Origin of the sequence: Micromonospora sp. WMMA1363 (assembly GCF_030345795.1) — a bacterium.
Classification (GTDB): domain Bacteria; phylum Actinomycetota; class Actinomycetes; order Mycobacteriales; family Micromonosporaceae; genus Micromonospora.
Map to the genome: position 1 here is coordinate 5,534,515 of NZ_JAUALB010000001.1, position 23,286 is coordinate 5,557,800.

Sequence of the window (23,286 nt, forward strand, 5' to 3'; positions counted from 1 at the left end):
GGCTTGAGGATGTTGTATGGGGAGTCATGAATCGTGAAGAGTGGATCGCCCGGTACGGCAAGGCGTGGCAGGACAAGGACGACATCGGCGTGACAGAGCTGTTTCTCGAGGATGCGGTGTATCGGTCGTCCCCGACGGGGATTGCCCATGTGGGCAGCGACGCCATCGCGGCATACTGGCGCCGCGCCACGGCGAGCCAGCAGGAGTTGAACCTGCGGTTCGGTACCCCGGTAGTGGACGGTCCTCGAGTGGCCGTGGAGTGGTGGGCGGTGATGCGTGACCCCGAGTGGCGACCCGATGCGCCCAGCGACTGGGCGACGTTACCGGGCTGCCTTGTGCTGTTGTTCGCTGAGGACGGGCGCTGTGCGGAGTTGCGCGAGTACTACAACCCAGTGTTCGGCGAGGCGATACCCGCGCCGTCTGGCTGGGGCAGATGAGGGGTTCCGGTCCGCTCGACTGCGCGGTTCATGGCGCGCCGCAACGTCTGCATGTCTGGAATGTTGTCGACGTCGATGCCCTCCTCGGCGAGCAAGGGCGCCAACTCGCGCAGCATCTCGTTGGCCATGCCGGGCTTGAACTCGATCCTTGGCGGGCCAGGCGGCGGCTCGGGAGCGCGTCGGCGTATCGGTGCCACGCCACCATCCTGCCCGGCCGGTGCCGGCCGGGCCAGGCACGCCGTCGGTGTGGGTGTCCAAGCCGCGACCGGGTGACACCCCGACAGCCGCACACGGTTGGCACGTCTTGTGGGTTGGCACGTTCCGCCAACCTCACGCGCGTTTCCTTAGTCAGGGTCGATACCCTCTTCGGCCAGCAGCGGCGCCAACTCGCGCCGCAGCCCATCGGCCATCCCCAGCAACCGGTTCCGGACCGGCACGACGCATATCCACCACCGACCCCTGACGGCTAGATCACGGTCCAGCCGTCGATGCATACGGTGGCGGTGCCACCGACCCAGATCGTGCCTTCGGTGTCTTGGTCGATGTGGACGCGGCCCCGACGGCCCAACGTAGCGCCCTGGCTGGCGCGATACGGCGCGGTGGCGCGGCCGGACGAGATCAGCCACTGCGCGACCGACGCGTTCAGGCTGCCGGTGACGGGATCCTCGCGTATCTCACCGTGAGCGTCGCTGTAGAACGCTCGGAGCTCGAAGGCCGGATCGTGGCCTTCGAGGTACGGACCGACGACGCCGATGTCGGCCGAGCCCGGCCCGGTGTAGGGGCTGCGGTCGGGCTGCAGTGCGAGCACGGTGGCAGCGTCGGGGACCAGAACTCCGACCCAGCCGGGCCCGTTGTCGATCCAGGCGATGTCGACGACCTGGTCGGCAGTCAGCCCGAGGATCGCCGTCACCCGTGCCCGGTGGGCGCCGTCGACAGGTCCGCTGCGGATCAGCGGCGGGGCCGCGAAGGCAAGCCCCTCCCGGCTAATCCGGACCGGCACGAGCCCCACCCCGCTCTCCTGCACGACGATGCCGGCCTGTCGTGGAATCCCGCCGGCCGCGAGCCAGGCTTGGCAGGAACCGAGCGTGGGGTGACCGGCGAACGGGATCTCGCGTGCCAGAGTGAAGATCCGCACTCGGTAGTCTGCGTCCGGAGTTGTCGGCGGGAGTAGGAACGTGCACTCGGACAGGTTCGTCCACCGGGTGAGCGCTTGCATCTGTGCGGTGGTGAGCCCATCTGCGCCGCTCACGACCGCGACCGGGTTGCCGAGGTAGGGCTCGGCGCCGAACACGTCGATCTGGAAGAATCGTCGTCTCATTGAACCGGTCTCCTGATCGTGTCGCTGCGCCTGCTCGGCGTCGTTGGCTGGGTGAACACCGTCTCGCCCGACACCCACCGGCGTCGCACCAACACTTTGCTGAGCAGCCGGCAGTAGGTCCGTCGTTCGGCGTCCCAGGGCAGTGGCGGCGCAGCACGCGGATCGGGGGCATGGGCGATCATGGCCTGTCACGCCGAGCCTAGACACGATGCTGACTCGAAGAAGATCCAATACTGGACACGTGGCCTGCCAGCTCAACAGCTACGTCGGCTGGCAGCCCGATAGGCCCACCATTGCCGCATTCCGGGGACAAGGCGGTGCCCGCCCGTGCTACGAGATCGTGGTTCACGCCGATCACCACCCGCCACATCCGATCTTCCTTCGACCAGCACACCGTTGTTGTAGGCGGCGTCGATGTGCTCGGTGTCCAGGGCATCGCCGAGGCTCATCTGCCGGGAGAAGACCCCGATCGGGCGCTTGTTGAGCTGCGTGGTGGCCTGCTCGGCCAGGTCGATCGGGCGGCGTTCGGCACGCACGGTCAGCACCGGCCGCTGAAACCTACTAACGAGGATCGCCGGAGACACCGTTAGCGAGAGAGCCCCGTACGTAGAGGTCGTGGATCTCCGGTTGGCCGTCTGCCCGGTACCCGACGTCCAGCTTCATGCCGTCGACGGTGTGCTGCCGCTCGTGCAGCCACCGCTCGATGGCGCTGAAGGTGTCCGCGATCTGCTGGACCGGTCCCGCGTGCCGGCAGTGCGCCCACGCGCCGGCTGGCAGGTGGGCGACGGTCCAGTGCCCGCTGACCGGCGTGTCGGCGGGGACGGTGACGCCGACGACCTCGTGGTAGCGGCCGTCGCCGAGGTAGTAACTCGCCTCGGCGAATGTGCCGCCGGTCGGCGGCAGTTGCGCCTGGCGCGCGAAGAGTTCCCGCCACGCGGCGGGGACCAGGTGACTCAGGTCCTGGAAGGCGCCGATGACCGGAAGGCCGACGATCACGACCGGCTCGCGATGAATGATGTGCACGATGTTTCTCCATCCCTCGTTCATTCCTCCACCTTGCCGGATGCTCCCGCTGCCCCGGTCAGTTGCGGGGCCAGATCCGCGGCGGTACGCGGGGGAACGCGGCCGTCAGGAACTGCTCGGTGAGGCCGTCGCGAACGGCGGCGTCCGGCCAGGTGTCGAGTACTTCGGGCAGGGTGCGGTGACCGATGGTGAGGTGCAGCAGGGCGCCGGGTGGGATGGCGGCGTGGGGGTTCCCGTCGACACTTGCACCTACGGCGCTCCGCTTCGCCGTCACCGTCGTGAGTTCACCGTCGGCGAAGTGGAGGTGAGCGCTGGCGGTGTAGGTGTCTATCACGAGTGTGGGTTCGGGCCAGCGTAGGTCGGCCGCCTGCCAGCGGTTGCGTAGCAGCGGGGCGAGTCGGGCGAGCAACTCGATCGGGTCGCCGGTTCGGGCGTACCAGGCTCCGGGGCGTGCTGGTATTCCCCGCGGCCCGATCCGGGCCAGGGGATGGTCCGCGTCGAGTAGGGGACGTACCGCGTGGAACGGGCGCTGCGTCGTCGTGGCGTGGCGCCGACCGACCCGGCCGAGATGGGCGTACATCGCGGCGGCGGCCTCCGGCCAGTGCGCGCCGGGCTCGCAGGTTGCGGCGAACACGGTCAGCTCCCCGGCGGCGGAGAGTCCACTGCCGTGCACCAGGAATCCCTGGACGTCCTCGCCGCGTAGCAGAACGGCGATCTCGCGCCGGGCGATATCCGCGGCGCGGCGGCCCATGATCTCGTACCGCCAGACGACGGGGTTCCGCGGGCACACCAGAGCATCCCCGTCCGCCTGCCGTCGGTCGACGTTGGCGAGGCCGTCCGCGTCGGCTGCGGTGGCCGGACGGACGGTCAGGAGGCCGCGGTAGACGTCCGGTCTTGACGCCTCCAGGTCAGGCAGGGCATTGGCGGGCATGGTCGGCGCGCCACCGTTCGCCAAGGCGTAGTCGTAGCCGAACCGGCGGTAGAAGTGAGGGATCCCCTCGATGATCTGAAGTGGCACGCGATCGGTCGCGCACCGGTCGTGCAGCGCGGCGAGGAGCCGTTCGGTGAGCCGGTTGCCGCGATGCTCCGGTGCCGTGCCCACCAACTCGACCTGAACCACCGGCAGCCAGATCCCGGCCAGACTCCACTCCTGACGAAGGCCCACCAGACTCGCCGCCAGACGGCCGGTGGCGGTTTCCTCCACGACCAGGAAGTCGTCGGGTACGACTGAAGGATGCCCGGTCAACAGATCCTGGGCCCAGGCGGAGATTCCCGCGTGCGGTTCTCCGCCCGTTGCCGCCTGCAGTTGAACGGCCGCCTGCAGGCGTGCGATCTGATCGACGTCCGATTCGCGGCCGCGTCGGATCTTGTAACGGTCGCTCTGGCTCCTCATGCCTTACGTTCTACCGCCGGCTGTCCGCTCCCGGGACGTGATCTGGCGCACCCTGCGTGAGCATGCCGACTTATCCTGCAGCCGTGAGCATTACCGACTGGCAAGTGCCGCACCACGTGGAGTTCCCAGGGCTGAGCCTGCCCGCATCGCCATATCCCACCTGGGAGGCCGGGACAACGGTTCTACGTGCGCTGCTGGCCGGCCCGGCGCCACCGAGCCCTGCCACTCGATCCCAGACACCCGGGCCCGTCAGAACGGAAACACCTGGGGCCGAGGCCTGCGGGTCGGTGATGTGCTCGGCGGGGATCCACTGACGCGCGCCGATCAACGCGTGCCCCGGCTTCTCCCGAACGAAGGACAGGTGCACGGTGTTGATCCCGTTCGCGACCCGGCCCGCGCACCCCCATGTACTGCCGCTTCACCCCACACGTCACGACGCCCTGCTTCGGCTGGCCCGTCTCGTCCAACGCACCCACCGTCAGGCCACGCCGGCGCCGACGGCTCGCCGCCTCGTCCAGACCAGCGGCCACGAACCGCCGGACGTGGCCCATCGTCGCCGTCGTGTCCCAGACCGCCCGGTTCAACAGCCGCTGCGTGCGGTCCTGCGTGGCGTCCCGGACCTGCTCGGCGCGCTCCACCCGTTGCGCTTCGGCATCTGACTGACCAGCGCCGACGCATCGGCGGCGCAGCGTCATCGTCCAGCAGGCCGAGGCTGGTGAGCGGTTGGTGTCACCCGGATCGATAACGACCCGTTCGCTCTGGCTGAACAGGTCGCCGGATGGGGTGAAACGCCGCAGGTGGTGCTGGAAGCAACGTACGGCTGGTACTGGGCGGCCGACGTTCTCACCGGTGCCGGCGCACAGGTGCGCCCGGCCCACCCTCTCGGGGTTGAAGGGGTTCGCCTACCGCGGGGTCAAGAACGACGAACGCGACGCGTCTGACCTTGCCGATCTGCTGCGCAAGGGCAGCAGGACGCGAGTGACTCCGGCACCACGCCGCTGCCCTCGTCAGGACCAGGAAGTTGGCGGCGGCCCGGCCATGTGACGTGGTGCGGTCAGATCCGTCTGTTTGCAGTCAACGGCCTGGATTTGGTATCCAGTAACACCGCTGGCGACGTGCCGGAACCCAGGAGTCGATCGTGAACAACCAACCGCCCCGGCCCGACCTCGATGTCCTCGACGACATCCAGCGGCGGGTACTGTGGCTCGCCACCCGCGTCGTGGACGCGGCCAACCATGACCGCGACACCGGCGACGGGGTGAAGGTCGGCGGGCACCAGGCGTCGAGCGCGTCGTTGGTCACCGCGATGACGGCGTTGTGGTTCGCGCATCTGCGGGCCGAGGACCGGGTGGCGGTGAAGCCGCACGCGTCGCCCGTGTTCCACGCGATCCAGTACCTGCTCGGCAATCTGGACCGGCCGTACCTGACGCGGCTGCGCGCCCGGGGCGGCCTCCAGTCGTACCCGTCCCGGACGAAGGACCCGGACGAGGTGGACTTCTCCACCGGCTCGGTCGGTCTGGGCGCGGCGGCGCCGCTGTTCGCGGCGGTCACCCGCCGCTACGTCGACGCCCACTTCGGCGAACGCCCGCACTCCCGGTTCGTCGCCATCCTCGGCGACGCCGAGCTGGACGAGGGCAACATCTGGGAGGCGGTCGCCGACCCGGCCACCACCGGCCTGGGCAACGTGATGTGGCTGGTCGACTTCAACCGCCAGTCGCTGGACCGGGTCGTCCCGGGCATCCGGATCGACCAGTGGCGTGGCCAGTTCGAGGCCGCCGGCTGGCACGTCGTCGAGGTCAAGTACGGCCGCCGGCTCGCCGCGGCGTACGCCAGGCCGGGCGGCGAGGCGCTGCGCGACTGGATCGACGCGATGCCGAACGAGCAGTACCAGTCGCTGTTCGGGCTGGCCGGGCCGGCCCTGCGCAAGCAGTTCCTCGACGGCGCCCCGGCCGGCGTCGCGGAACTCGTCGCCGGTGTCGCCGACGACGAACTGGGCCCGCTGGTCACCGACCTCGGCGGGCATGACCTGCAGGCCATGCTCGACGCGTACGCCCAGTGCGACGCGGTGACCGACCGGCCCAGTGTGGTCTTCGCGTACACCGTGAAGGGCTGGGGGCTGCCGATCGCGGGCAACCCGCGCAACCACTCGGCGCTGCTCGCCACCGACCAGGTCGACGCGCTGCGCGCCGCGCACGGTCTGCGCCCCGAAACGGAGTGGGACCGCCTCGACCCGGCGAGCCCGGCGGGCATCCGGGCCGGCGAGCGCCGCGAGGCGCTGTCCCGGGCGCCGCGCGCGCGGGCGCTGGGCGTCACCGTCCCGGAGACCACCCGGGTACGCGCGAACAAGCCGATCTCCACCCAGGAGGTCTTCGGTCGGGTGCTGGTCGACCTGGCCCGTGACCCGAGCGTGGGACGGTACCTGGTCACCACGGCACCGGACGTGGCCACCTCGACCAACCTGGCCGGCTTCATCAACAAGACCGGCGTGTTCGCCCCGACCGCGCAGCGCGCCTGGAGCGAAGACCGGATGCTGCGCTGGACCGAGAGCCCGGCCGGGCAGCACATCGAACTGGGCATCTCGGAGATGAACCTGTTCCTGCTGCTCGGGCAGCTGGGCCTGGCCTGGGACCTGTCTGGGCAGCCGCTGCTGCCGGTCGGGACCGTCTACGACCCGTTCGTGCTGCGCGGCCTGGACGCGTTCCTGTACGGCACCTACTCCGGCTCCCGGTTCGTGGTCGCGGGCACCCCGTCTGGTATCACGCTCGCCCCGGAGGGTGGGGCGCACCAGTCCACCATCACCGCCAGCGTCGGGTTGGAGCTGCCCGGGGTCACCTTCCTCGAACCCGCGTACGCGGCCACGCTGGACTGGCTGCTCTGCGACGCGCTCGGCCAGATCGCGCAGGGGACGGCGCCTGCGGCCACCGCCGCACCGACCGAGGACGGCGCGTACTACTTCCGGCTCAGCACGCGCCCGATCGATCAGGGACCACTCGAGGCGGCCCGGGCCCGCCTCGGCGACGCGGTGCTGCGCCGGCAGGTGCTCGCCGGCGCCTACCGCCTCGTCGACGCCCACGCGGCGTACCCGCACCTGGCCGACGCCCCGGTCGTGCAGATCGCCGCGTCCGGCGCGGTCCTGCCCGAGGCGCTCGCCGCCGCCGCCGAACTGGCCGAGGAGGGCGTCGCCGCGCACGTCGTCGACGTCACCAGTTTGGACCGCCTCTACCGGGCCTGGCAGCGCACCCTGCGGCAGGGCGTGCGCACCGCCGCCGTGCCCAGCGTCCCGGGCGCCCTGCGGTCGGCCTTCGCCGACCGGGTGCCGGTGGTGACCGTGCACGACGCCGCCTCGCACGCGATGGCCTGGCTCGGCTCGGCGGTCGGTGCCCCCGCCGTCCCGCTCGGCGTGGACGAGTTCGGCCAGTCGGGCAGTGTCACCGAGCTGTACGAGCTGCACGACCTGCTGCCCGGCAGCATCGTCAACGCCGCGCTCGCCGCCCTGTCGCTGCGCTGACCCACCGACGGCGCCGCGGCGCCCGGTCGTCACCGGCGACGCCGGTTGCGAGTTCGGCGCCGACAAGCTGCGCCGACGGCTCGGATGCGGACGACCGGGTGCCCGTCGGGCCCCGCCCCGCCGCCGGTCGCGCGGAGTCCCGGCTCAGCGGGTCGGGGTGGGGGTGACCGGGGCGGGGACACCGACCTTCGGGTTCTCCACCACGTGCCGCTGGAGGTTCACCTGGGCCTGCCCGGTGCCGCCCACGGTGATGTCGTCGTACGCCGTGAGCAGTTTCTCCTTGTCGAAGTAGAGGACGCTCATCGACAGCGGCGTCGGCTCTTCGCCCTCCAGGCCGCGCAGGCCGGCGCCACCGGTCGAGCCCTGCACCATCAGCAGGGTGGGGGACTGGCCGGGCTCCTGCGGCAGCCGGGACACCTCACGATGGTGGGTGTGCCCCGCGAGCACCAGGGGGGTGGCACCCGCCAGCGGCCCGGCCGACGCGGGGTCGTGCACCAGCGCGATGTCCACCGGCCGGGGCGAGCTGCGGGCCGTGGCGGCGAGTTGGTCGCCGACACCGATGAGCTGGTCAGCGGTCTCCTTGGTGAGGCCGCTGCCGGCCGGTGAGGTGCTCTTGTCGGGGGTGAAGCGCGGGTCCCCGATGCCGGCGATGGTCAGTCCGGCGACGGTGGTGGTCGTGTTGTCGAGCACGATCGTGTTGCGTTGGCGGGCCACCGCCGCAGCCGTCCGCCCCGAGTCGTGGTTGCCCCGGATGAAGACGTACGGCTTCTGGAGGAGCCCGATCGAGCCGACGTAGGACGCCTCCGGCTCACTGCCCCAGTCCGTCATGTCGCCGGTGTCGACCACCACGTCGATGCCGAACTGCTCGACCACCGTACGGATCAGCTGCCAGGCGGCGGGGTTGAGATGCATGTCGGAGATGTGCAGCACGCGGGTGGTGCCGGGTTCCGGGTCGTACACCGGCAACGCCGAGACCGTGGTGTACAACTGGCTGACGTTGCCGACGATGCGCTGGAGCTGCTCGGCGTACCGCGTGTAGTCGTTGGCGATCCGGCGGGCGTCACCGACAATGGCCGGCGCGTTGACCAGTAGCCCCTCGTAGCGTGGTTCCTCGATCGCCTGCGGGCGCAGGGTGGCGGCGGCGGTGCCGAGGCTGCCGGCGGTCACCGCCAGCGCGAGCCCGCCCGCCCATGCCGCCCGACGGGCGTCGCGGAACACCAACAGGGCCAACGCGAGCGTGACCAGTACGGTCGAGGCGACCGTCCGCAGACCGAGCCGCAGCACCCCCGCGCGGATGTCCTCCACCGCGGTCTGGCTCGCCCGGTTGATGCTGGCCGGGTCGTGCAGGAGCGCCTGCGTCCGGCCCTGGTCGAGCGCGCCCAGTTCCACGGTCAGGTGGGTCGGCCCGTCGTGGCTGTCGAGCAGCAGCGCGCCGAGCGGCGGGACGTCGATGGTGGTGCTGCCGGCGAGGGCCGGCGCCATCGTCAGATCCGCCTGGAAAGGCCCGATGTCGGTGCTGACCCGGCCGCCGGCGAGTGCTCCGATCATGATCCCGGCCAGGGTCACGACGAGGATCGCCAGTGTCACACCGACCGCCCGGAGGGCACGCCACCGGGTCGGGCCCCGCCAGCCTGGCCCGCGGAGCGCGAACCGCCGGATGCGGCCGCCCTCCGGGGCCGAGCCGCCCCGCCCCTTCTGCTGCTCGTTCTCCTGTCCGTCCATGCTGAGATTCTGACCTGTCCGTCGGTGGATCTTGCTAAACCTGCGCCCGGGTGTCTCGAGTGTCAGCTTCGTCCGGCTCCGCCCTCAGTGAACACCAGCCGCAGCAACCGGTCGTCGTCCGGTTCGGGGTTGCCGCGCCCGTCGTGGTTGGAGGTGCTCACCCAGAGCGAGCCGTCGGGCGCGGCGGCGACCGCCCGCAGCCGGCCGAAGCGGTTGGTCAGCAGGTCACGGGGCTGGCCGAGTACCGTCCCGGTGGCGGTCAGCTCGACCAGCCAGAGCCGCTGACCCCGCAGGCAGGCCGTGACGAGCACGGCGTCGGCGCGGGCCAGCCCGGAGCACGAGGCGTCCGAGGTGGGCCACTGGACGATCGGATCGACGAATCGGCGATCGTCGGAGCGCCCTTCGACCTGCGGCCACCCGTAGTCGCGTCCCTTGGTGATCTCGTTGATCTCGTCCCAGGTGTTCTGGCCGAACTCGACGGCGTACATCTTCTGGTCGGCGGTCCAGGTGAACCCCTGCACGTTGCGGTGCCCCAGGGACCAGACGGGCGAGTCGGGGAAGGGGTTGTCGGGCGCCGGCTTCCCGTCGGCGGTGATCCGCAGGATCTTGCCGCCGAGGCGCTTGACGTCCTGCGACTGGGTCCGGTCGCCGGCGTCGCCGGTGCTGGCGTAGAGCTGGCCGTCCGGCCCGAAGGCGAGGCCGCCACCGTTGTGGATGCCTGCCTTCGGGATCCCGGTCAGGATCGGCTCGGGCCGCCCGCCCAGCCGCAGCCGCGCGATCCGGTTGTCCCGTTCGGCGGTGTAGTAGATGAAGACCATCCGGTCCTGCTGGTAGGCCGGCGAGACGGCGATACCCAGCAGCCCGCCCTCACCCGCCGCGGCCACCTCGGCGACCGTCTGCACCGTGGTCACCTTCAGGCCGTCGGGCCCGGACGCCGGGCCGACCTGGAGGATGCGGCCGCTGTCCCGTTCGGTGACCAGGGCGCCCCCGTCGGGCAGGAAGGCGATGCCCCACGGGACGCGCAGCCCGCTGGCCAGCACGGTGGCCACGACCTCCTGGCCGACCCCGTCGGCCGTCGCCGACGGGGTGGGAAAGGTGGGCGGTTCACCGGCCGGGTCCGACTCCGGCTCGCCGAAGGTGCAGCCGCTGGTCACCAGCAGCGCCGCGCATGACGCCGCGAGGGCCGCGCGGAGGCGGTAGGTGCGAGGGTGCGAGGTACGGGCGCTCACCCGGCCCAGCGTAGTCGGGTGAGCCCCAGGATCTGGGCGTGGATCAAGCGTCGAGGGCCTGTGGCTCCCCGTCGTCGCTGTCGGCAGCGGCACCCCGGCCTGTCAGTTGGGTGGCCTTCCCGACACCTCTGCCGTCGTGAACCACGCCGCCCGGCGGTGCGTAGCATCGCCGCATGGAACTGATCGGAGAGGTCACCCCTGACCGACCGTTACTCGTGCTGGCCGTCAAGGAGGAAGCGCAGTTTCTCCCCCCGACGCTGCCGGTTCTGCTCACCGGCATGGGCAAGGTGAACGGGGCGATCGCGTTGGCCACCACCCTGGCCCGCGGCCCTCGCCCAGCCGGCATCGTCAACCTGGGTACCGCCGGCGCACTTCGCCCGGGATGGGCCGGCACGCACGCCATCGGCATCGTGATCCAGCATGACCTGGACAGTGATGTGCTGCGGACCCTCACCGGCGAGGTCTACGGCTCCCCCCTGGCGCTTCCTGACTCCGACGGCCCCACCCTCGCGACCGGCGACGCCTTCGTCGCCGACGAGGCGTCTCGTCAGCGGCTGGCGGCCATCGCACCCCTGGTGGACATGGAAGGCTACGCCCTCGCGGCCGCCGCCCAGCAGGCCGGTGTCCCGCTGCGCATCGTCAAGCACGTCAGTGACCACGCGGGAGAGGGCGCGGCCAGAACGTGGCGTGAGACGGTCACGGAATGCGCCCGCGCGCTCGCCGACTGGTCCGTCCGAAACCTTCCGCTGGCGCGGATCTCACAGCGACCCGACTCGGCCGAGACCAGGGGTTGATCATCCGATCCGCCACTCGACTATTCCATCCGGAAGTCGGCGAAGTCGAATCCCGGCGTCACCACACAAGTGACCAGGACCGGCTGGTCACCCGCCGGGGCCGCTGCCTGCCACGTCCCGCCCGGGACCAGCATCTGCGGGCGCTGACCGGCAGCCACATCCGCGCCGAGGGCGACGTCCATGGGATCAGCCGCCGGCTCCCTGCCCGAGCCGCCGAGTCGCAGAGTCAGCGGGCCGCCCGAGTGCCACAACCACAGCTCGTCTGAGCGCACCACATGCCAGCGGGACCGCTCGCCGGGGTGGAGCAGGAAATAGATGGCGGTGGCCGCGTTACGACTGCCGTCGTAGCCCGCGGGACGCACGGTGTGCGCCGAGCGCCAGGTCTCTCGGAACCAGCCGCCCTCGGGGTGTGGCGCGAGGTCGAGCAATGCGGCAAGCGCGGGCCGCTGCGCATTCGTCACGCGCACCCCCTCTCGCTGATGGTCCGCCCAACGGGGCCAACACCAGGACTCATGGTGTGGAGGCGGTGGGCTGACGGTAACAAGCGCCGACTACGGAGCCGACTGGTCGCCGACTACGGAGCGGACCGGTCGGCCGCGTCGGGCAGGGACCCGCCGGTCGCCGAGACCAGGCGGGGCAGGTCGGTGCCCCGCACCGCCGGGAGCTGGACCTCGATGCCGTCGTCGAGGCGGGCGACCGCCCGGCCCCGCGGATCGGTGGTCAGCTCGACGACTCGATCCCAGTCAATGCGGCGTTGGCCGGCGAGCGCCCGTAGGCGCAGCCCGTGAGAGTCGGCGTCGGTGCCGGCCCGCCACGCCCACACCCCTACCGCGAGGGGTACGAGCAGCACCGGCAGTAGATACCACCGGGCGCTGGCCAACGGAAGGGCGCCGATGAAGGCGATCACCGCGGCGACCAGGACGGCCTGGTTGTGCCGGAAGCGGACGGTGTCGGAGCTGCTCACCCACCGATGATCCCACCCCGCCACGATGCCGGGCGCGGCGACCCCGTACGGGCGGTGACCGAGGCAGAATGGTGACCGGCATCACGGAAGGTGTACGTCACTGTCCGGGCGCCGGCTCGTTATCGGGAGTTGGGCAGCGGACTTGCCGTCCGCGTCCCGCACCGCCGCACCGCCCCCGTGCCCCCTCACGAAGGCGATCGCCGTGCCCCTCGCGTACCCGCGCACTTCAGCCCGCCGACCGGCCCTGCCCGAGGTCGTCGTTCTTGGGGTGGTCACCCTGCTTCTGCTCGCCGCCGCAGCCGGCACGCTGCCCGCGCTCGGCGTGGTGGCACTCACCGCGACGGCCGGCAGCGCGCTCGCCGGCACCCGGCTGTCCCGGCTGGCCGCCAACCCACCCCGCCCCGCCGTGCGCAACGGCGACACCCGGGCGGCCGCCCGGCGCCGGGCGGCGCGACCGCGCCGGGCCGCCGTCCTACTCGGCGCGGCCGTCGTCGCCGCCGGGCTCACCACCACCGTCCTGCCGCTGGCCGGCGCTGCGCACCGGAACGCCGTGGCCGTCGCCGGGCCGGCCGTCGTGGCGACGCTGTTCGGCTTCGGCCTGACCGCGCTGGCCGGGTCACCGCGCCCACCGGCCCGGGTCCGGCTGCGTCGGCTGACCGACGCGGCGGAGCCGGGCGCCGGGCTGGCCCTCGCCGGGTGGCTGATCCTGCCGCGGGACAGCCTCGGCGCACCGGTCCGCCTCGTGGCGGCGGTGACGCTTGGCACGCTCGCCGTCGGCGCCCTCACCGCAGTGACCGGGCCGCGTCGGCTGGGCGGGGCGGCCCGGTGCCGGGGCGGGGGGGCGCTGACGCTGACCGGACTCCTGCTGCTCACCACGCTGACCGCCGGCACCCTGCCCGACCGGGCGGGGCTGCTGGCCGTACCGCCGCTGGTGGGTGGGGTGCTGCTGACCGCGGCGGGGGCGCGGCGCGAACTTCGTCCGGACCTGGAGCCACCTCCGCGGCCGACCGCCGTCTGGCCGCGGGTCGTGGTGCCGGCCGTCGCCGTGGTCGCGGCGACCGGCTGGTGGCTCGGCGCGGGGCTGGCGTCCGACCCGACGGCCGTGCTGCTCGCGCTCGCCGTGGTCCCGCCGCTGGTCCTGCGGGAGCTGCTGCGGTCGCTCCGGCATCCAGACAGCCGGCGGACGGCCGGGGTGGACCCGACGGCCGAGGGGCCGGGCATACCGGTGACCGGTGGGCCCGACGAACCGGCCGCGCTGCCGCAGCCACCGGCACCCAGCAGACCAGGCCGGTCCGCGCCGGCCGGTGAACGCGGCGCGCTGCTGCGCGCGCTCGCGGCGCTACAGGACATGCCGCACCCGTCCGGTGCCCTGCTGGTGGTGGACCTGCACGCACCCACGGCCGCAGCGGCCGAGCAGCTCGCCGGGCCGGAGCTGACCGGCGAGGTGGCCCGTCGGACCCGGGCCGTCCTCGGCCCGGGTGACCTGGTGGTCGACGCGACCACCACCGACTTCGCGGTGGCGACCGGCGTCGGGCCGGTACTCGCGTACGCGCTCGGAACCCGACTGGTCGCCGCGCTCACCCGGCCCTACCCGGGTGCGGGTGGGACGGTGCGGCTGCAGGTGAGTATCGGGCTCGCCGAGACCGGGGGCACCGCCGCGGAGGCCGTGCTACGCCAGGCGGACCTGGCCCGCCGCCGCGCCGTGCAACTCGGCCGGGACCGGGTCGAGTGGTACGACGCCTACCTGGAGGAGCAGCTGGTCCGCCGCCTGGATCTGGAGCGTGAGCTGCCCGGGGCGGTCGCCCGGGGCGAGCTGGATCTGGTCTTCCAGCCGGTGCTCGGGCTGGTCGACCGGCAGCCGATGGGCGCGGAGGCGTTGCTGCGCTGGCGCAGCCCGGTGCTCGGTACGGTGCTGCCCGCCGAGCTGCTGCCGGTGGCGGAGGACCTCGACGTGGTGGGCGAGCTGGGCTGCTGGGTCCTCGACCGGGCCTGCCGGCAGTTGGCCGCGTGGACCGGGGCGGGGCGCGAGCTGTTTATGACGATCAACGTTAGTGTCCGGGAGCTGACCGCACCCGACTTCGTCCCTCGGACGGCGGCGGTGCTCGACGCGTACGGCCTGGCACCAGAGCAACTGGTGGTCGAGGTAGCCGAGCCGCGGGTGGCGGCGGAGCTGCCGACGGTGGTGGCCCGGCTGGCCGGACTCCGGTCGCTGGGTGTCCGCACCGCGCTGGACGACTTCCGCGCCGAACACGCCTCCCTCGCGCAGTTGCGTCGGCTGCCGATCGATCTGCTCAAGGTCGGGCCGCAGCTGGTGGGTCGCGGGGCGGACCAGGGCCGCCCGCTGATCGACGTGGTGGTGAACGTCGGCGACCGGCTTGGGCTGGAGATCGTCGCGGAGGAGTTGGAGTCGGACGAGCAGGTCGAGGGAGCCCGCCGCGCTGGCTGCCGGTACGGGCAGGGCTTCGCCCTCGCCCGGCCGGCGACCGCGGAACGCGTCGAGGCGTACTTCGAGGAGTTCCCGTTCGCGTCGCGCTGAGCCGACCACCGAGTCGGCTCAGGTTGGCCGGGGAAAGGCGGTGCTGCCCCCGGCCGGGCTCTTTGCCGCCCCCGCGTGGAGCCCACCGCAAGCAGTCCGACGGTGGTGGAGGCGGGGCGGTCTTGACACCCGTCATGTTGCTGGTTTCGGCGGGCCGGGCCGGCGCGGGATCCCGTGGTGCCACGCCGGCCCGACACCCGGGCAGCCGGATCGGTTTACCGGCTGCCCGCCGCGAGCCTGCCGGTCGACTGCCGGTCAGGCGCAGAGCGGGGTGCTGGTGTACTTCGTGCCGGACGGAGTAGTCACCTCGCCGACCGCGCACACCGTGGCGTTCTGGCCGTCGAGCTGGTCGCCGTAGTACTGGTAGCCGGTACCGCCGTACTTGGTGGTCGTGGCGTACGGGCTCTGCCGGTAGACCCACACCCGGACGGTGTTGTTCGGGCTCACCCGGTTATAGATCTTGCCCCAGTTGGTGCCGCAACTCGGGCTCCAGCGCAGCTCCACGACGGCCAGTGTGGTGGCTCCCTGCCTGATGTACGCCGGGTTGTAGGTTGCGTTCTGGGCGCCGGTGGAGCAGCCGGTGTCGATCGGGTCGGTGCGGTCGCACCCGGTCTGCGGGCAGGCGGCATTGGCCGGCGACGCTACCAGCAGACTGGCAGCGGTGAGGAGACCGGCGGCGGCGGTGGTCAGCAGTCGGCGGCGGGTGGAGCGGGTGGTGCGGGTCATCGAGCCTCCTGAGGACTGAACCGGTCGGGTCGACCGGCCCCTCATCCCTACCGCTCGTCGACCCTCCTCTCTACGCTGTGTCGCGTTGGACAATCAATTCCGATGTCGGTCAATCAATCGGCAGGAGCTGCATGGCCCGGGCGGAGCGTCAACTCGACCCGACGGCTAGCCCCGTCCAGGCGTTCGCCGCCGACCTGCGCAGGCTGCGCGACGCGGCCGGACGGCCCACCTACACCGCGCTCGCCCGGCGGGCACACCGGTCGGCGACATCCCTGTCCGAGGCGGCCGGCGGCCGGAAGCTGCCCACCCTGGACACCACGTTGGCCTACGTGCGTGCGCTGGGCGGCGACGAGGTGGCGTGGGCGCGACGGTGGCACGAGGTGGCCCGGTCCGGGGAGGCGGTGGTTCTACCCGGCGGGCCCGTCACGCCGGGGGCGGGCGGAACGCCAACGGAGGACCGGCGGTCGGGCGCCGGCGACGACGGCGGGCCCACCGGCCGGGGCCCCGATCCGCGGGGCGGCGATGCCGGTGCGGCGGGAAACCGGGACGGCGGCGACCGCCCGGCCCTGGAGCGTCGCTCCGGCCGGCGGAGCGTCCGAGCCCTGGTCCTGGCGGCGGCGGTGGTGGCCGGGCTCGTCACCGTGCCCTGGCTCGCCGGTGGCTTCCGGTCGGCGGCCACGGAGGACACGCCACCGGTTGCGGCGTCCCCACCGGACACCGGCGAGCCGCGCGACGGCGCCGACCCGAAGGACGCCGGCTGCGCCGTCGACCCGGCGGTAGCCACTGTGGACACCAATGCTGTCTTGCTCGACGGCCGGGTCGTCGGCACCGTGGAGCTGCGCTACTCACCGGCCTGCGGGGCGAGCTGGCCCCGGTTCCTGCCGGTGCCCGCCGCGGCGGCCGTGGTGCCCCGGCCGGCGCAGATCCAGCTCACCGTCACCGACGGCGAAGACCCGACCCGATTCGCCGACTTCGCCATGGACTACGCCGGCATCTCCGCCTTCGGGAACATCCTCACCAGCACCCGCACCTGCGTCTGGGCCCAGGTGCGACTCTCCGGCCCGGGCTGGACCTCGCCGCGGGCCCGCACCGGCTGCTGGCGCGGCGCCACCCAGGTCAGGCCGATTCCCTGAGCTCCCACGCGGCCGACCCGGCGGCGGCCGGAGACGCCCCGGTCCGGCAGCGCCCCGGTCCGGCAGCGTCCCGGGCCGGGCTACGCGGGGACGCGGCGGTAGGCACCGTCGCTGGCCGAGGTGGCCATCGAGGCGTACGCGCGCAGTGCCGCCGACACCGGCCGCTGCCGGTCGACCGGGGTGTACGGACGGTCCCGCTTCTCCTGGGCTGTCCGCCGGGACTGGAGCACGTCGTCCGGCACGGCCAGCTCGATCGACCGATTCGGAATGTCGATGACGACTTCGTCGCCTTCCTCGATTAACGCGATCAGCCCACCCGAGGCCGCCTCGGGGGAGACGTGCCCGATGGACAGCCCGGAGGTGCCGCCGGAGAACCGGCCGTCGGTGAGTAGGGCGCACGCCCGGCCCAGCCCGCGGCCCTTGAGGAACGAGGTGGGGTAGAGCATCTCCTGCATGCCCGGCCCGCCCTTGGGGCCCTCGTAGCGGATCACCACCACGTTCCCGACGCCGACCTGCTTGGCCAGGATGGCCGAGACCGCGTCGTCCTGTGACTCGTAGACCTTCGCCGGGCCGCGGAAGGTCAGGCACTCCGGAGGCACCCCGGCGGTCTTCACCACGCAGCCGTCCGGCGCGAGGTTGCCATGCAGGATGGCCAGCCCGCCGTCGGCCGTGTACGCGTGCTCGTGGTCCCGGATACAGCCGCCCGCCGCGTCGGTGTCCAGTGACGACCAGCGGTTGGTGGTCGAGAACGGTTCGGTGGTGCGCACCCCGCCGGGCGCGGCGTGGAACAGGCCCACCGCCGCCGACGTCGCGGCGCCACCGCGCACGTCCCAGTCGGTGAGCCAGCGCTCCAGCGTGGGGGAGTGCACAGCGTGCACGTCCCGGTTGAGTAGCCCGGCACGGTCCAGCTCGCCGAGGATGGCCGGGATGCCGCCGGCCCGGTGCACGTCCTCCATGTGGTACTCGGGCGAGTTCGGAGCGACCTTGGCGAGGCAGGGCACCCGCCGGGAGATGGCGTCGATGTCGGCGACGTCGAAGCGCAGCTCCGCCTCCCGGGCGGCGGCGAGCAGGTGCAGGATCGTGTTGGTCGACCCGCCCATCGCCACGTCCAGCGCGACCGCGTTCTCGAAGGCGGGGCGGCTGGCGATCGACCGGGGCAGCACGGAGGCGTCGTCGCTGTCGTACCACCGCTTGGCGAGATCCACGACGGTGCGGCCGGCCTCGACGAAGAGCGAGCGGCGCGCGGCGTGGGTCGCCAGCGTCGACCCGTTGCCGGGCAGCGCCAGGCCGATCGCCTCGGTGAGGCAGTTCATCGAGTTCGCGGTGAACATGCCGGAGCAGGAGCCGCAGGTCGGGCAGGCCGACCGTTCGATGGCACCGAGCTGGTCGTCGGTGACCGCCTCGTTCGAGGAGGCGATCATGGCGTCGATCAGATCGATCTTGGAGTGGACGATCCCCTCGATCGCCACCGTCTTGCCAGCCTCCATCGGGCCCCCGGAGACGAAGACGGTCGGGATGTTCAGCCGGAGCGCGGCCAGCAGCATGCCGGGCGTGATCTTGTCGCAGTTCGAGATGCAGACCAGGGCGTCGGCGCAGTGGGCGTTGACCATGTACTCCACCGCGTCGGCGATCAACTCCCGGCTGGGCAGCGAATAGAGCATGCCGCCGTGGCCCATCGCGATGCCGTCGTCGACCGCGATGGTGTTGAACTCGCGGCCCACCCCGCCGGCCTCGCCCACCGCCTCGGCGACGAGACCGCCGAGGTCCTTGAGGTGTACGTGGCCGGGGACGAACTGGGTGAAGCTGTTGGCGATGGCGACGATCGGCTTGCCGAAGTCGTCGTCGGTCATCCCGGTGGCCCGCCACAGGGCCCGGGCGCCGGCCATCGTCCGACCGTGCGTGGAGGTCTTCGACCGCAGCTCAGGCATGCGTACCAGTCTGGCACTGCCGCCCGGGCGGTCACCGCTGCCGTACGCCGTGTCCCAACAGTTGCACACTCGGTACCCCACGGCGGGGACTGATCCGGCACCCTTGAGGGCGTGCTGTCACCCCCGGCCATGGTCACGGTCGCGGTACTGAGCGGGATCCTCGCCGCGTCGGCCGCCGCGTTGCTGGCCGCCGGTGCTCGCCGGCGAGCACCGGCGGCCAGCAACGCGGCGCACCCGCTGCTCGCCGTGGCCGCTGGCGTCGGGCTGCTGGCAGTGCTGGCCGGGGCGGTGGTGGCGCTGGAGGCGGCCGGCCACGTCGATCACGGTTCGCCGCGACGCGGCGGCTGGGCCGAGGCGGTCGCACTGGTCACCGCGTTCAGCGGGCTGCTCTTCGCGGCCGGGCTGCTCCGACTACCCGGTGTGGCGCCCACCGCCGGGGCGGCCGCCCGGCTGTCGCTGGACGGCCTGATCGTCGCCACCGCGCTCTGGTTCGTGGGCTGGGTGCTCACCTCCGAGCCGACCCGCCTGCTCGGCGACGCCACCCCGATGGCCTGCCAGCCGATCCTGCTCGCCACCGTCAGCGCGGCGCTCACCACCGGGCTGGCCGCCATCGTGGTCTTCCGCGCCCCGCCGCCCCGGCACCGGCTCGCCGCCCTCGGCGTGGGTGTGGTCGGCGTCACCACCGGCGGGCTCGGCATCGCCGCCGGGCTCTGCCAGGCCGGTCCGGTGGTCGCGTTGGTCGGAGCGCTGGTGCTCGCCGCGGGGCTGCTGACCGTCGCACTGGTGGTCCGCCGGCTCGATGCGACCAGCTGGATCGACGACGACCTGATGCGGCGCGACGGTGGATATGCGCTTGCATCGATGCTCGCGATGGTCGCCTCGGCGATGTACCACCTGGTCCAGGACGGCCGGTTCGACGCGCTGGCCATCGTGGCCGGCAGTGTGCAGGGCTTCGCTCTGGTGGCCCGCCAGTACCTGACCCTGCACGACGTCCGCAGGTACGCGGGCCGGCTGGCCGAACGGGAGGCCCACTTCCGGGAGTTGGCACACACCGATCCGCTGACCGGCCTCGTCAACCGGCGCGGCCTGCTGCGTGCGCTGCACCGCTGTGCCGAGACGGGAACCTCCTGCCTCCTGCTCACCCTCAACCTGGACGGCTTCAAGCATGTCAACGACGTGCGTGGGCACGACGCCGGGGACGCGGTGCTGGCCGAGGCGGGCCGGCGGCTGCGCGGCAACCTGCGCCCCGGCGACGTGGCTGCCCGCCTCGGCGGCGACGAGTTCGCCGTGCTGATGCCCGGCCGGCGGCCCGCCGAGGCCGACCGGATCGGCCAGCGACTGCTCGGGGTGCTCGGGGCGGTCTACGACCAGCCGGAGGGGCCGGTCTTCCTCACGGTGAGCATCGGCACCGCCGGATGGGCCGGCGAGCCGGACGTCGAGCTGCTGCTGCGCCACGCCGACCTGGCCCTGCGGTACGCCAAGCAGCGTGGCAAGAGCCGGGTCGAGCGGTACGACGCCACGTACGACCGGCTGCTGCGCCGGCGAGCCACCCTGGAGCACGAGCTGCGTGGCGCGATCGAGCGTGACGAACTGCGCCTGGCGTTCCAGCCGGTGGCCTCGCTGCCGTCGGTGCGCCCGGTCGGCGCCGAGGCGCTGCTTCGGTGGCGCCACCCGGAGCTGGGGAAGGTCCGGCCCGACGAGTTCATCCCGCTCGCCGAGGAGTGCGGCATGATCGCCAAGCTGGGCGCGTGGGTGCTTCACGAGGCCTGCCACCAGCTGTCCCGCTGGCTGGCCGAGGGCCACGACGTGTGGGTCTCGGTGAATGTCTCGCCCCGGGAGCTGCACGCCCCGGAGTACGTCGTCCAGGTCGTCGAGGCGCTGCGCGCCCACCACGTCCCGCCGCAGCGACTGGTGTTGGAGGTCACTGAGCACGCCGTCGCGACCGATCTCGACGAGCTGATCCGCCGGCTGACCGCGTTGCGACGCACCGGTGTCCGGATCGCGCTGGACGACTTCGGGGCCGGGTACTCGTCGCTCGGCCAGCTGCGGCGCCTCCCGATCGACATCCTCAAGATCGACCACAGTCTCGTTGCCGAGCATGCCCCGGTCCGGCCGGTCGACACCGACGGGCCGGCCTTCGCCCCGATGGTGGACGTCGTGATGCGGCTCGGTCACCAGCTCGGCCTGGAGGTGATCGCCGAGGGGGTCACCACTCCGACCGAGTTGGCGGCGGTGGTGGCCGCCGGCTGCCGCTTCGGGCAGGGTGCCCTCTTCGGCTGGGGGGTTCCGGCCGAGCACCTGGAGGCGATGCTCGAGGCCGCCACGTCGCCGGGGGCACGGGATGTGCCCCATGGCCGAACGGGGGATTCCACAAGATCCGTTAACCAAAATGTGGGATCGGTTGACTCATCGCGTGAGATGCGTCAGGCTTGACCACATGTCGTCGTACCGGTCGCTGCGAGTACTTACCTGAGCGCACTCTCCACCGAGAGTGCGCTGGCCCCGTGCGTCCTGCACGAGGGCTTTTTTGTTGCCATCAGAACCCGCCGGCGCGGGCCCCGCCCGCGTCCCACCGCTCGAAGCCGCACCCACTCCAGCCGAAGGCCTGAACCGCCATGACGAGACCCACGCCAGAGACCCTCGCCAACTCCGCCCGGCGGGCCCGCGCCGCCGCCGAGCCGGCGCGCGACGCCGACCCGGCCGTCCGTGCCGCGACCGCCCCGACCGCCCCGGGGGCAGACACCGCCGTCCCGGCGCAGGTCTCCGGTGCCGGTTCCCTCGTGCGGTCCCTCGAAGCGCTCGGCGTCGACGTCGTATTCGGCATCCCCGGCGGTGCGATCCTGCCGGCCTACGACCCGCTCTACGACTCCACGGTCCGGCACATCCTGGTCCGGCACGAACAGGGCGCGGGGCACGCGGCAACCGGGTACGCCCAGGCCACCGGCCGGGTCGGCGTGTGTATCGCCACCTCCGGACCGGGCGCGACCAACCTGGTGACGCCGATCGCCGACGCGTACATGGACTCGGTGCCCCTGGTGGCGATCACCGGCCAGGTGCCACGGCCGTCGATCGGCACGGACGCCTTCCAGGAGGCGGACATCCAGGGGATCACCCTGCCGATCACCAAGCACAACTTCTTGGTCCAGCAGGCCGAGGAGATTCCCCAGGTGCTCGCCGAGGCGTTTCACCTGGCCTCGACCGGCCGACCCGGACCGGTCCTGGTGGACATCCCGAAGGACGTCCTACAGGCGTCGACGACGTTCACCTGGCCGCCGACGCTCGACCTGCCCGGCTACCGCCCGACGTTGCACCCGCACGGCAAGCAGATCCGTGAGGCGGCGCGGCTGATGACCGGTGCCCGCCGACCGGTGCTGTACGTCGGCGGCGGCGTGCTCAAGGCCGGCGCCGCCGAGGGGCTGCGCAAGCTCGCCGAGCTGACCGGCATACCGGTGGTCACCACGCTGATGGCGCTCGGCGCGTTCCCCGACTCGCATCGGCAGCACCTCGGTATGCCCGGCATGCACGGCACGGTCGCGGCGGTCTACGGCCTCCAGAAGGCGGACCTCATCGTCGCACTGGGCGCGCGGTTCGACGACCGGGTCACTGGCCGGTTGGATTCGTTCGCCCCGGACGCGACGGTGGTGCACGCCGACATCGACCCGGCCGAGATCGGCAAGAACCGGCACGCGGACGTCCCGATCGTCGGCGACGCCCGGCACGTGATCGACGAGCTGATCGGCGCGGTCACCGCCGAGCAGGCGGTCGGGCACCGCCCCGATCTCGACGACTGGTGGACCCAGCTCGACGACCTGCGCAAGCGCTACCCACTGGGATACGACGAGCCGGCCGACGGCACCGTCTCACCGCAGTACGTCATCAAGCGGCTCGGCGAGATCGCCGGCCCGGACGCCATCTACGTCGCCGGTGTCGGTCAGCACCAGATGTGGGCCTCCCAGTTCATCTCGTACGAGAAGCCGTGTACCTGGTTGAATTCCGGCGGTCTCGGCACGATGGGGTACGCGGTGCCGGCGGCGATGGGCGCCAAGGTCGGCAAGCCGGACGCGGTGGTGTGGGCGGTCGACGGTGACGGCTGCTTCCAGATGACCAACCAGGAGCTGGCGACATGCGCGCTGGAGGGCATCCCGGTCAAGATCGCTGTCATCAACAACGGCAACCTCGGCATGGTTCGGCAGTGGCAGACCCTGTTCTACGGGGAGCGCTACTCCAACACCGACCTCGGTACGCACAAGCACCGCATCCCGGACTTCGTCAAGCTTGCCGAGGCCCTCGGCTGCATCGGCATGCGCTGCGAGACCGTCGAGGATGTCGACAAGACGATCGAAGCCGCGATGGCCATCAACGACGCCCCGGTGGTCATTGAATTCGTGGTCGGCAAGGATGCCATGGTGTGGCCGATGGTCGCCGCCGGCACCAGCAACGACGAGATCATGTTCGCCCGCGGCGTCCGCCCGGTCTTCGACGAGGATGACATCTGACATGAGTGAGCGAAGCGAACACATCATCAAGCGCAGTCCTTCGCGTCGTCCGGGCGCGGCCGAGCGGAGCGAGGTCCAG

At 72.1% G+C, this 23,286-nt stretch carries 18 protein-coding genes and 1 pseudogene; 7 read left to right on the top strand and 12 right to left on the bottom strand.

The window, feature by feature from the left end; all coding sequences use genetic code 11:
- Positions 1 to 26 precede the first annotated feature (26 nt).
- On the top strand, positions 27 to 437 hold the full coding sequence (locus QTQ03_RS25930; protein WP_289280990.1) for a nuclear transport factor 2 family protein: 411 nt from the start codon (positions 27 to 29) through the stop codon (positions 435 to 437).
- Here QTQ03_RS25930 and QTQ03_RS25935 read toward each other — a convergent pair.
- From QTQ03_RS25935 to QTQ03_RS30440, 6 genes and pseudogenes are all read right to left on the bottom strand, one after another.
- Entirely contained in the window at positions 383 to 634 is a 252-nt protein-coding gene (locus QTQ03_RS25935) for a hypothetical protein (RefSeq protein ID WP_289280336.1), read from the bottom strand. The two genes, QTQ03_RS25930 and QTQ03_RS25935, sit on opposite strands and share 55 nt — an antisense overlap.
- 269 nt (positions 635 to 903) lie before the next feature.
- The gene (locus QTQ03_RS25940; RefSeq protein WP_289280337.1) at positions 904 to 1,755 is read right to left on the bottom strand and encodes a PhzF family phenazine biosynthesis protein; all 852 of its coding nucleotides are present in this window, start codon (positions 1,753 to 1,755) and stop codon (positions 904 to 906) included.
- A 254-nt stretch (positions 1,756 to 2,009) separates the two neighbouring features.
- Complete coding sequence (locus tag QTQ03_RS25945; RefSeq protein ID WP_289280338.1) at positions 2,010 to 2,300, bottom strand: Hsp20/alpha crystallin family protein; 291 nt, start codon at positions 2,298 to 2,300, stop codon at positions 2,010 to 2,012.
- A gap of 16 nt (positions 2,301 to 2,316) precedes the next feature.
- On the bottom strand, positions 2,317 to 2,778 hold the full coding sequence (locus QTQ03_RS25950) for a GyrI-like domain-containing protein (RefSeq protein WP_289280339.1): 462 nt from the start codon (positions 2,776 to 2,778) through the stop codon (positions 2,317 to 2,319).
- A 58-nt stretch (positions 2,779 to 2,836) separates the two neighbouring features.
- Positions 2,837 to 4,171, bottom strand: a complete 1,335-nt coding sequence (locus tag QTQ03_RS25955) for a GNAT family N-acetyltransferase (protein ID WP_289280340.1) — start codon at positions 4,169 to 4,171, stop codon at positions 2,837 to 2,839.
- Between the two features lie 268 nt (positions 4,172 to 4,439).
- A pseudogene (locus QTQ03_RS30440) lies at positions 4,440 to 4,844 on the bottom strand (transposase); the annotation flags it as partial.
- A 465-nt stretch (positions 4,845 to 5,309) separates the two neighbouring features.
- Between QTQ03_RS30440 and QTQ03_RS25965 the strand changes: the two are divergent.
- On the top strand, positions 5,310 to 7,679 hold the full coding sequence (locus QTQ03_RS25965; RefSeq protein WP_289280342.1) for a thiamine pyrophosphate-binding protein: 2,370 nt from the start codon (positions 5,310 to 5,312) through the stop codon (positions 7,677 to 7,679).
- Positions 7,680 to 7,823: 144 nt separating this feature from the next.
- Here the strand turns inward: QTQ03_RS25965 and QTQ03_RS25970 are convergent, their stop codons facing one another.
- Together QTQ03_RS25970 and QTQ03_RS25975 are read right to left on the bottom strand one after the other, a co-directional pair.
- Positions 7,824 to 9,401 (bottom strand): metallophosphoesterase, encoded by a 1,578-nt coding sequence (locus QTQ03_RS25970; protein WP_289280343.1) that lies wholly within the window; start codon positions 9,399 to 9,401, stop codon positions 7,824 to 7,826.
- A 62-nt stretch (positions 9,402 to 9,463) separates the two neighbouring features.
- On the bottom strand, positions 9,464 to 10,639 hold the full coding sequence (locus QTQ03_RS25975) for a PQQ-dependent sugar dehydrogenase (RefSeq protein WP_502889888.1): 1,176 nt from the start codon (positions 10,637 to 10,639) through the stop codon (positions 9,464 to 9,466).
- Positions 10,640 to 10,803: 164 nt separating this feature from the next.
- Between QTQ03_RS25975 and QTQ03_RS25980 the strand changes: the two genes are divergently transcribed.
- Positions 10,804 to 11,424 carry a nucleosidase gene (locus QTQ03_RS25980; RefSeq protein ID WP_289280345.1) on the top strand — a complete coding sequence of 207 codons (621 nt, stop codon included), beginning with the start codon at positions 10,804 to 10,806 and terminating at the stop codon, positions 11,422 to 11,424.
- A gap of 20 nt (positions 11,425 to 11,444) precedes the next feature.
- Here the strand turns inward: QTQ03_RS25980 and QTQ03_RS25985 are convergent, their stop codons facing one another.
- Both QTQ03_RS25985 and QTQ03_RS25990 read right to left on the bottom strand, forming a co-directional pair.
- Positions 11,445 to 11,885 (bottom strand): cupin domain-containing protein, encoded by a 441-nt coding sequence (locus tag QTQ03_RS25985; protein ID WP_289280346.1) that lies wholly within the window; start codon positions 11,883 to 11,885, stop codon positions 11,445 to 11,447.
- 113 nt (positions 11,886 to 11,998) lie between these two features.
- Positions 11,999 to 12,388 (bottom strand): PH domain-containing protein, encoded by a 390-nt coding sequence (locus QTQ03_RS25990; RefSeq protein ID WP_289280347.1) that lies wholly within the window; start codon positions 12,386 to 12,388, stop codon positions 11,999 to 12,001.
- Between the two features lie 202 nt (positions 12,389 to 12,590).
- Here QTQ03_RS25990 and QTQ03_RS25995 point away from each other — a divergent pair, with 202 nt between their 5' ends.
- Positions 12,591 to 14,924 carry a bifunctional diguanylate cyclase/phosphodiesterase gene (locus tag QTQ03_RS25995; RefSeq protein WP_289280348.1) on the top strand — a complete coding sequence of 778 codons (2,334 nt, stop codon included), beginning with the start codon at positions 12,591 to 12,593 and terminating at the stop codon, positions 14,922 to 14,924.
- A gap of 255 nt (positions 14,925 to 15,179) precedes the next feature.
- Here the strand turns inward: QTQ03_RS25995 and QTQ03_RS26000 are convergent, their stop codons facing one another.
- On the bottom strand, positions 15,180 to 15,650 hold the full coding sequence (locus tag QTQ03_RS26000; RefSeq protein ID WP_289280349.1) for a DUF2690 domain-containing protein: 471 nt from the start codon (positions 15,648 to 15,650) through the stop codon (positions 15,180 to 15,182).
- 131 nt (positions 15,651 to 15,781) lie between these two features.
- Between QTQ03_RS26000 and QTQ03_RS26005 the strand changes: the two genes are divergently transcribed.
- A complete protein-coding gene (locus QTQ03_RS26005; RefSeq protein ID WP_289280350.1) occupies positions 15,782 to 16,783 on the top strand; it encodes a helix-turn-helix domain-containing protein in 1,002 nt (333 codons plus the stop codon).
- An 80-nt stretch (positions 16,784 to 16,863) separates the two neighbouring features.
- Here the strand turns inward: QTQ03_RS26005 and ilvD are convergent, their stop codons facing one another.
- Positions 16,864 to 18,711: a dihydroxy-acid dehydratase gene (gene ilvD, locus QTQ03_RS26010; protein ID WP_289280351.1), complete on the bottom strand. Its 1,848-nt coding sequence runs from the start codon at positions 18,709 to 18,711 to the stop codon at positions 16,864 to 16,866.
- 111 nt (positions 18,712 to 18,822) lie between these two features.
- On the opposite strand from ilvD, the gene QTQ03_RS26015 reads away from it, so the two are divergent.
- Together QTQ03_RS26015 and QTQ03_RS26020 are read left to right on the top strand one after the other, a co-directional pair.
- Positions 18,823 to 21,144, top strand: a complete 2,322-nt coding sequence (locus tag QTQ03_RS26015; RefSeq protein ID WP_289280352.1) for a putative bifunctional diguanylate cyclase/phosphodiesterase — start codon at positions 18,823 to 18,825, stop codon at positions 21,142 to 21,144.
- 182 nt (positions 21,145 to 21,326) lie between these two features.
- Positions 21,327 to 23,207 carry an acetolactate synthase large subunit gene (locus QTQ03_RS26020; protein ID WP_289280353.1) on the top strand — a complete coding sequence of 627 codons (1,881 nt, stop codon included), beginning with the start codon at positions 21,327 to 21,329 and terminating at the stop codon, positions 23,205 to 23,207.
- Positions 23,208 to 23,286 lie beyond the last annotated feature (79 nt).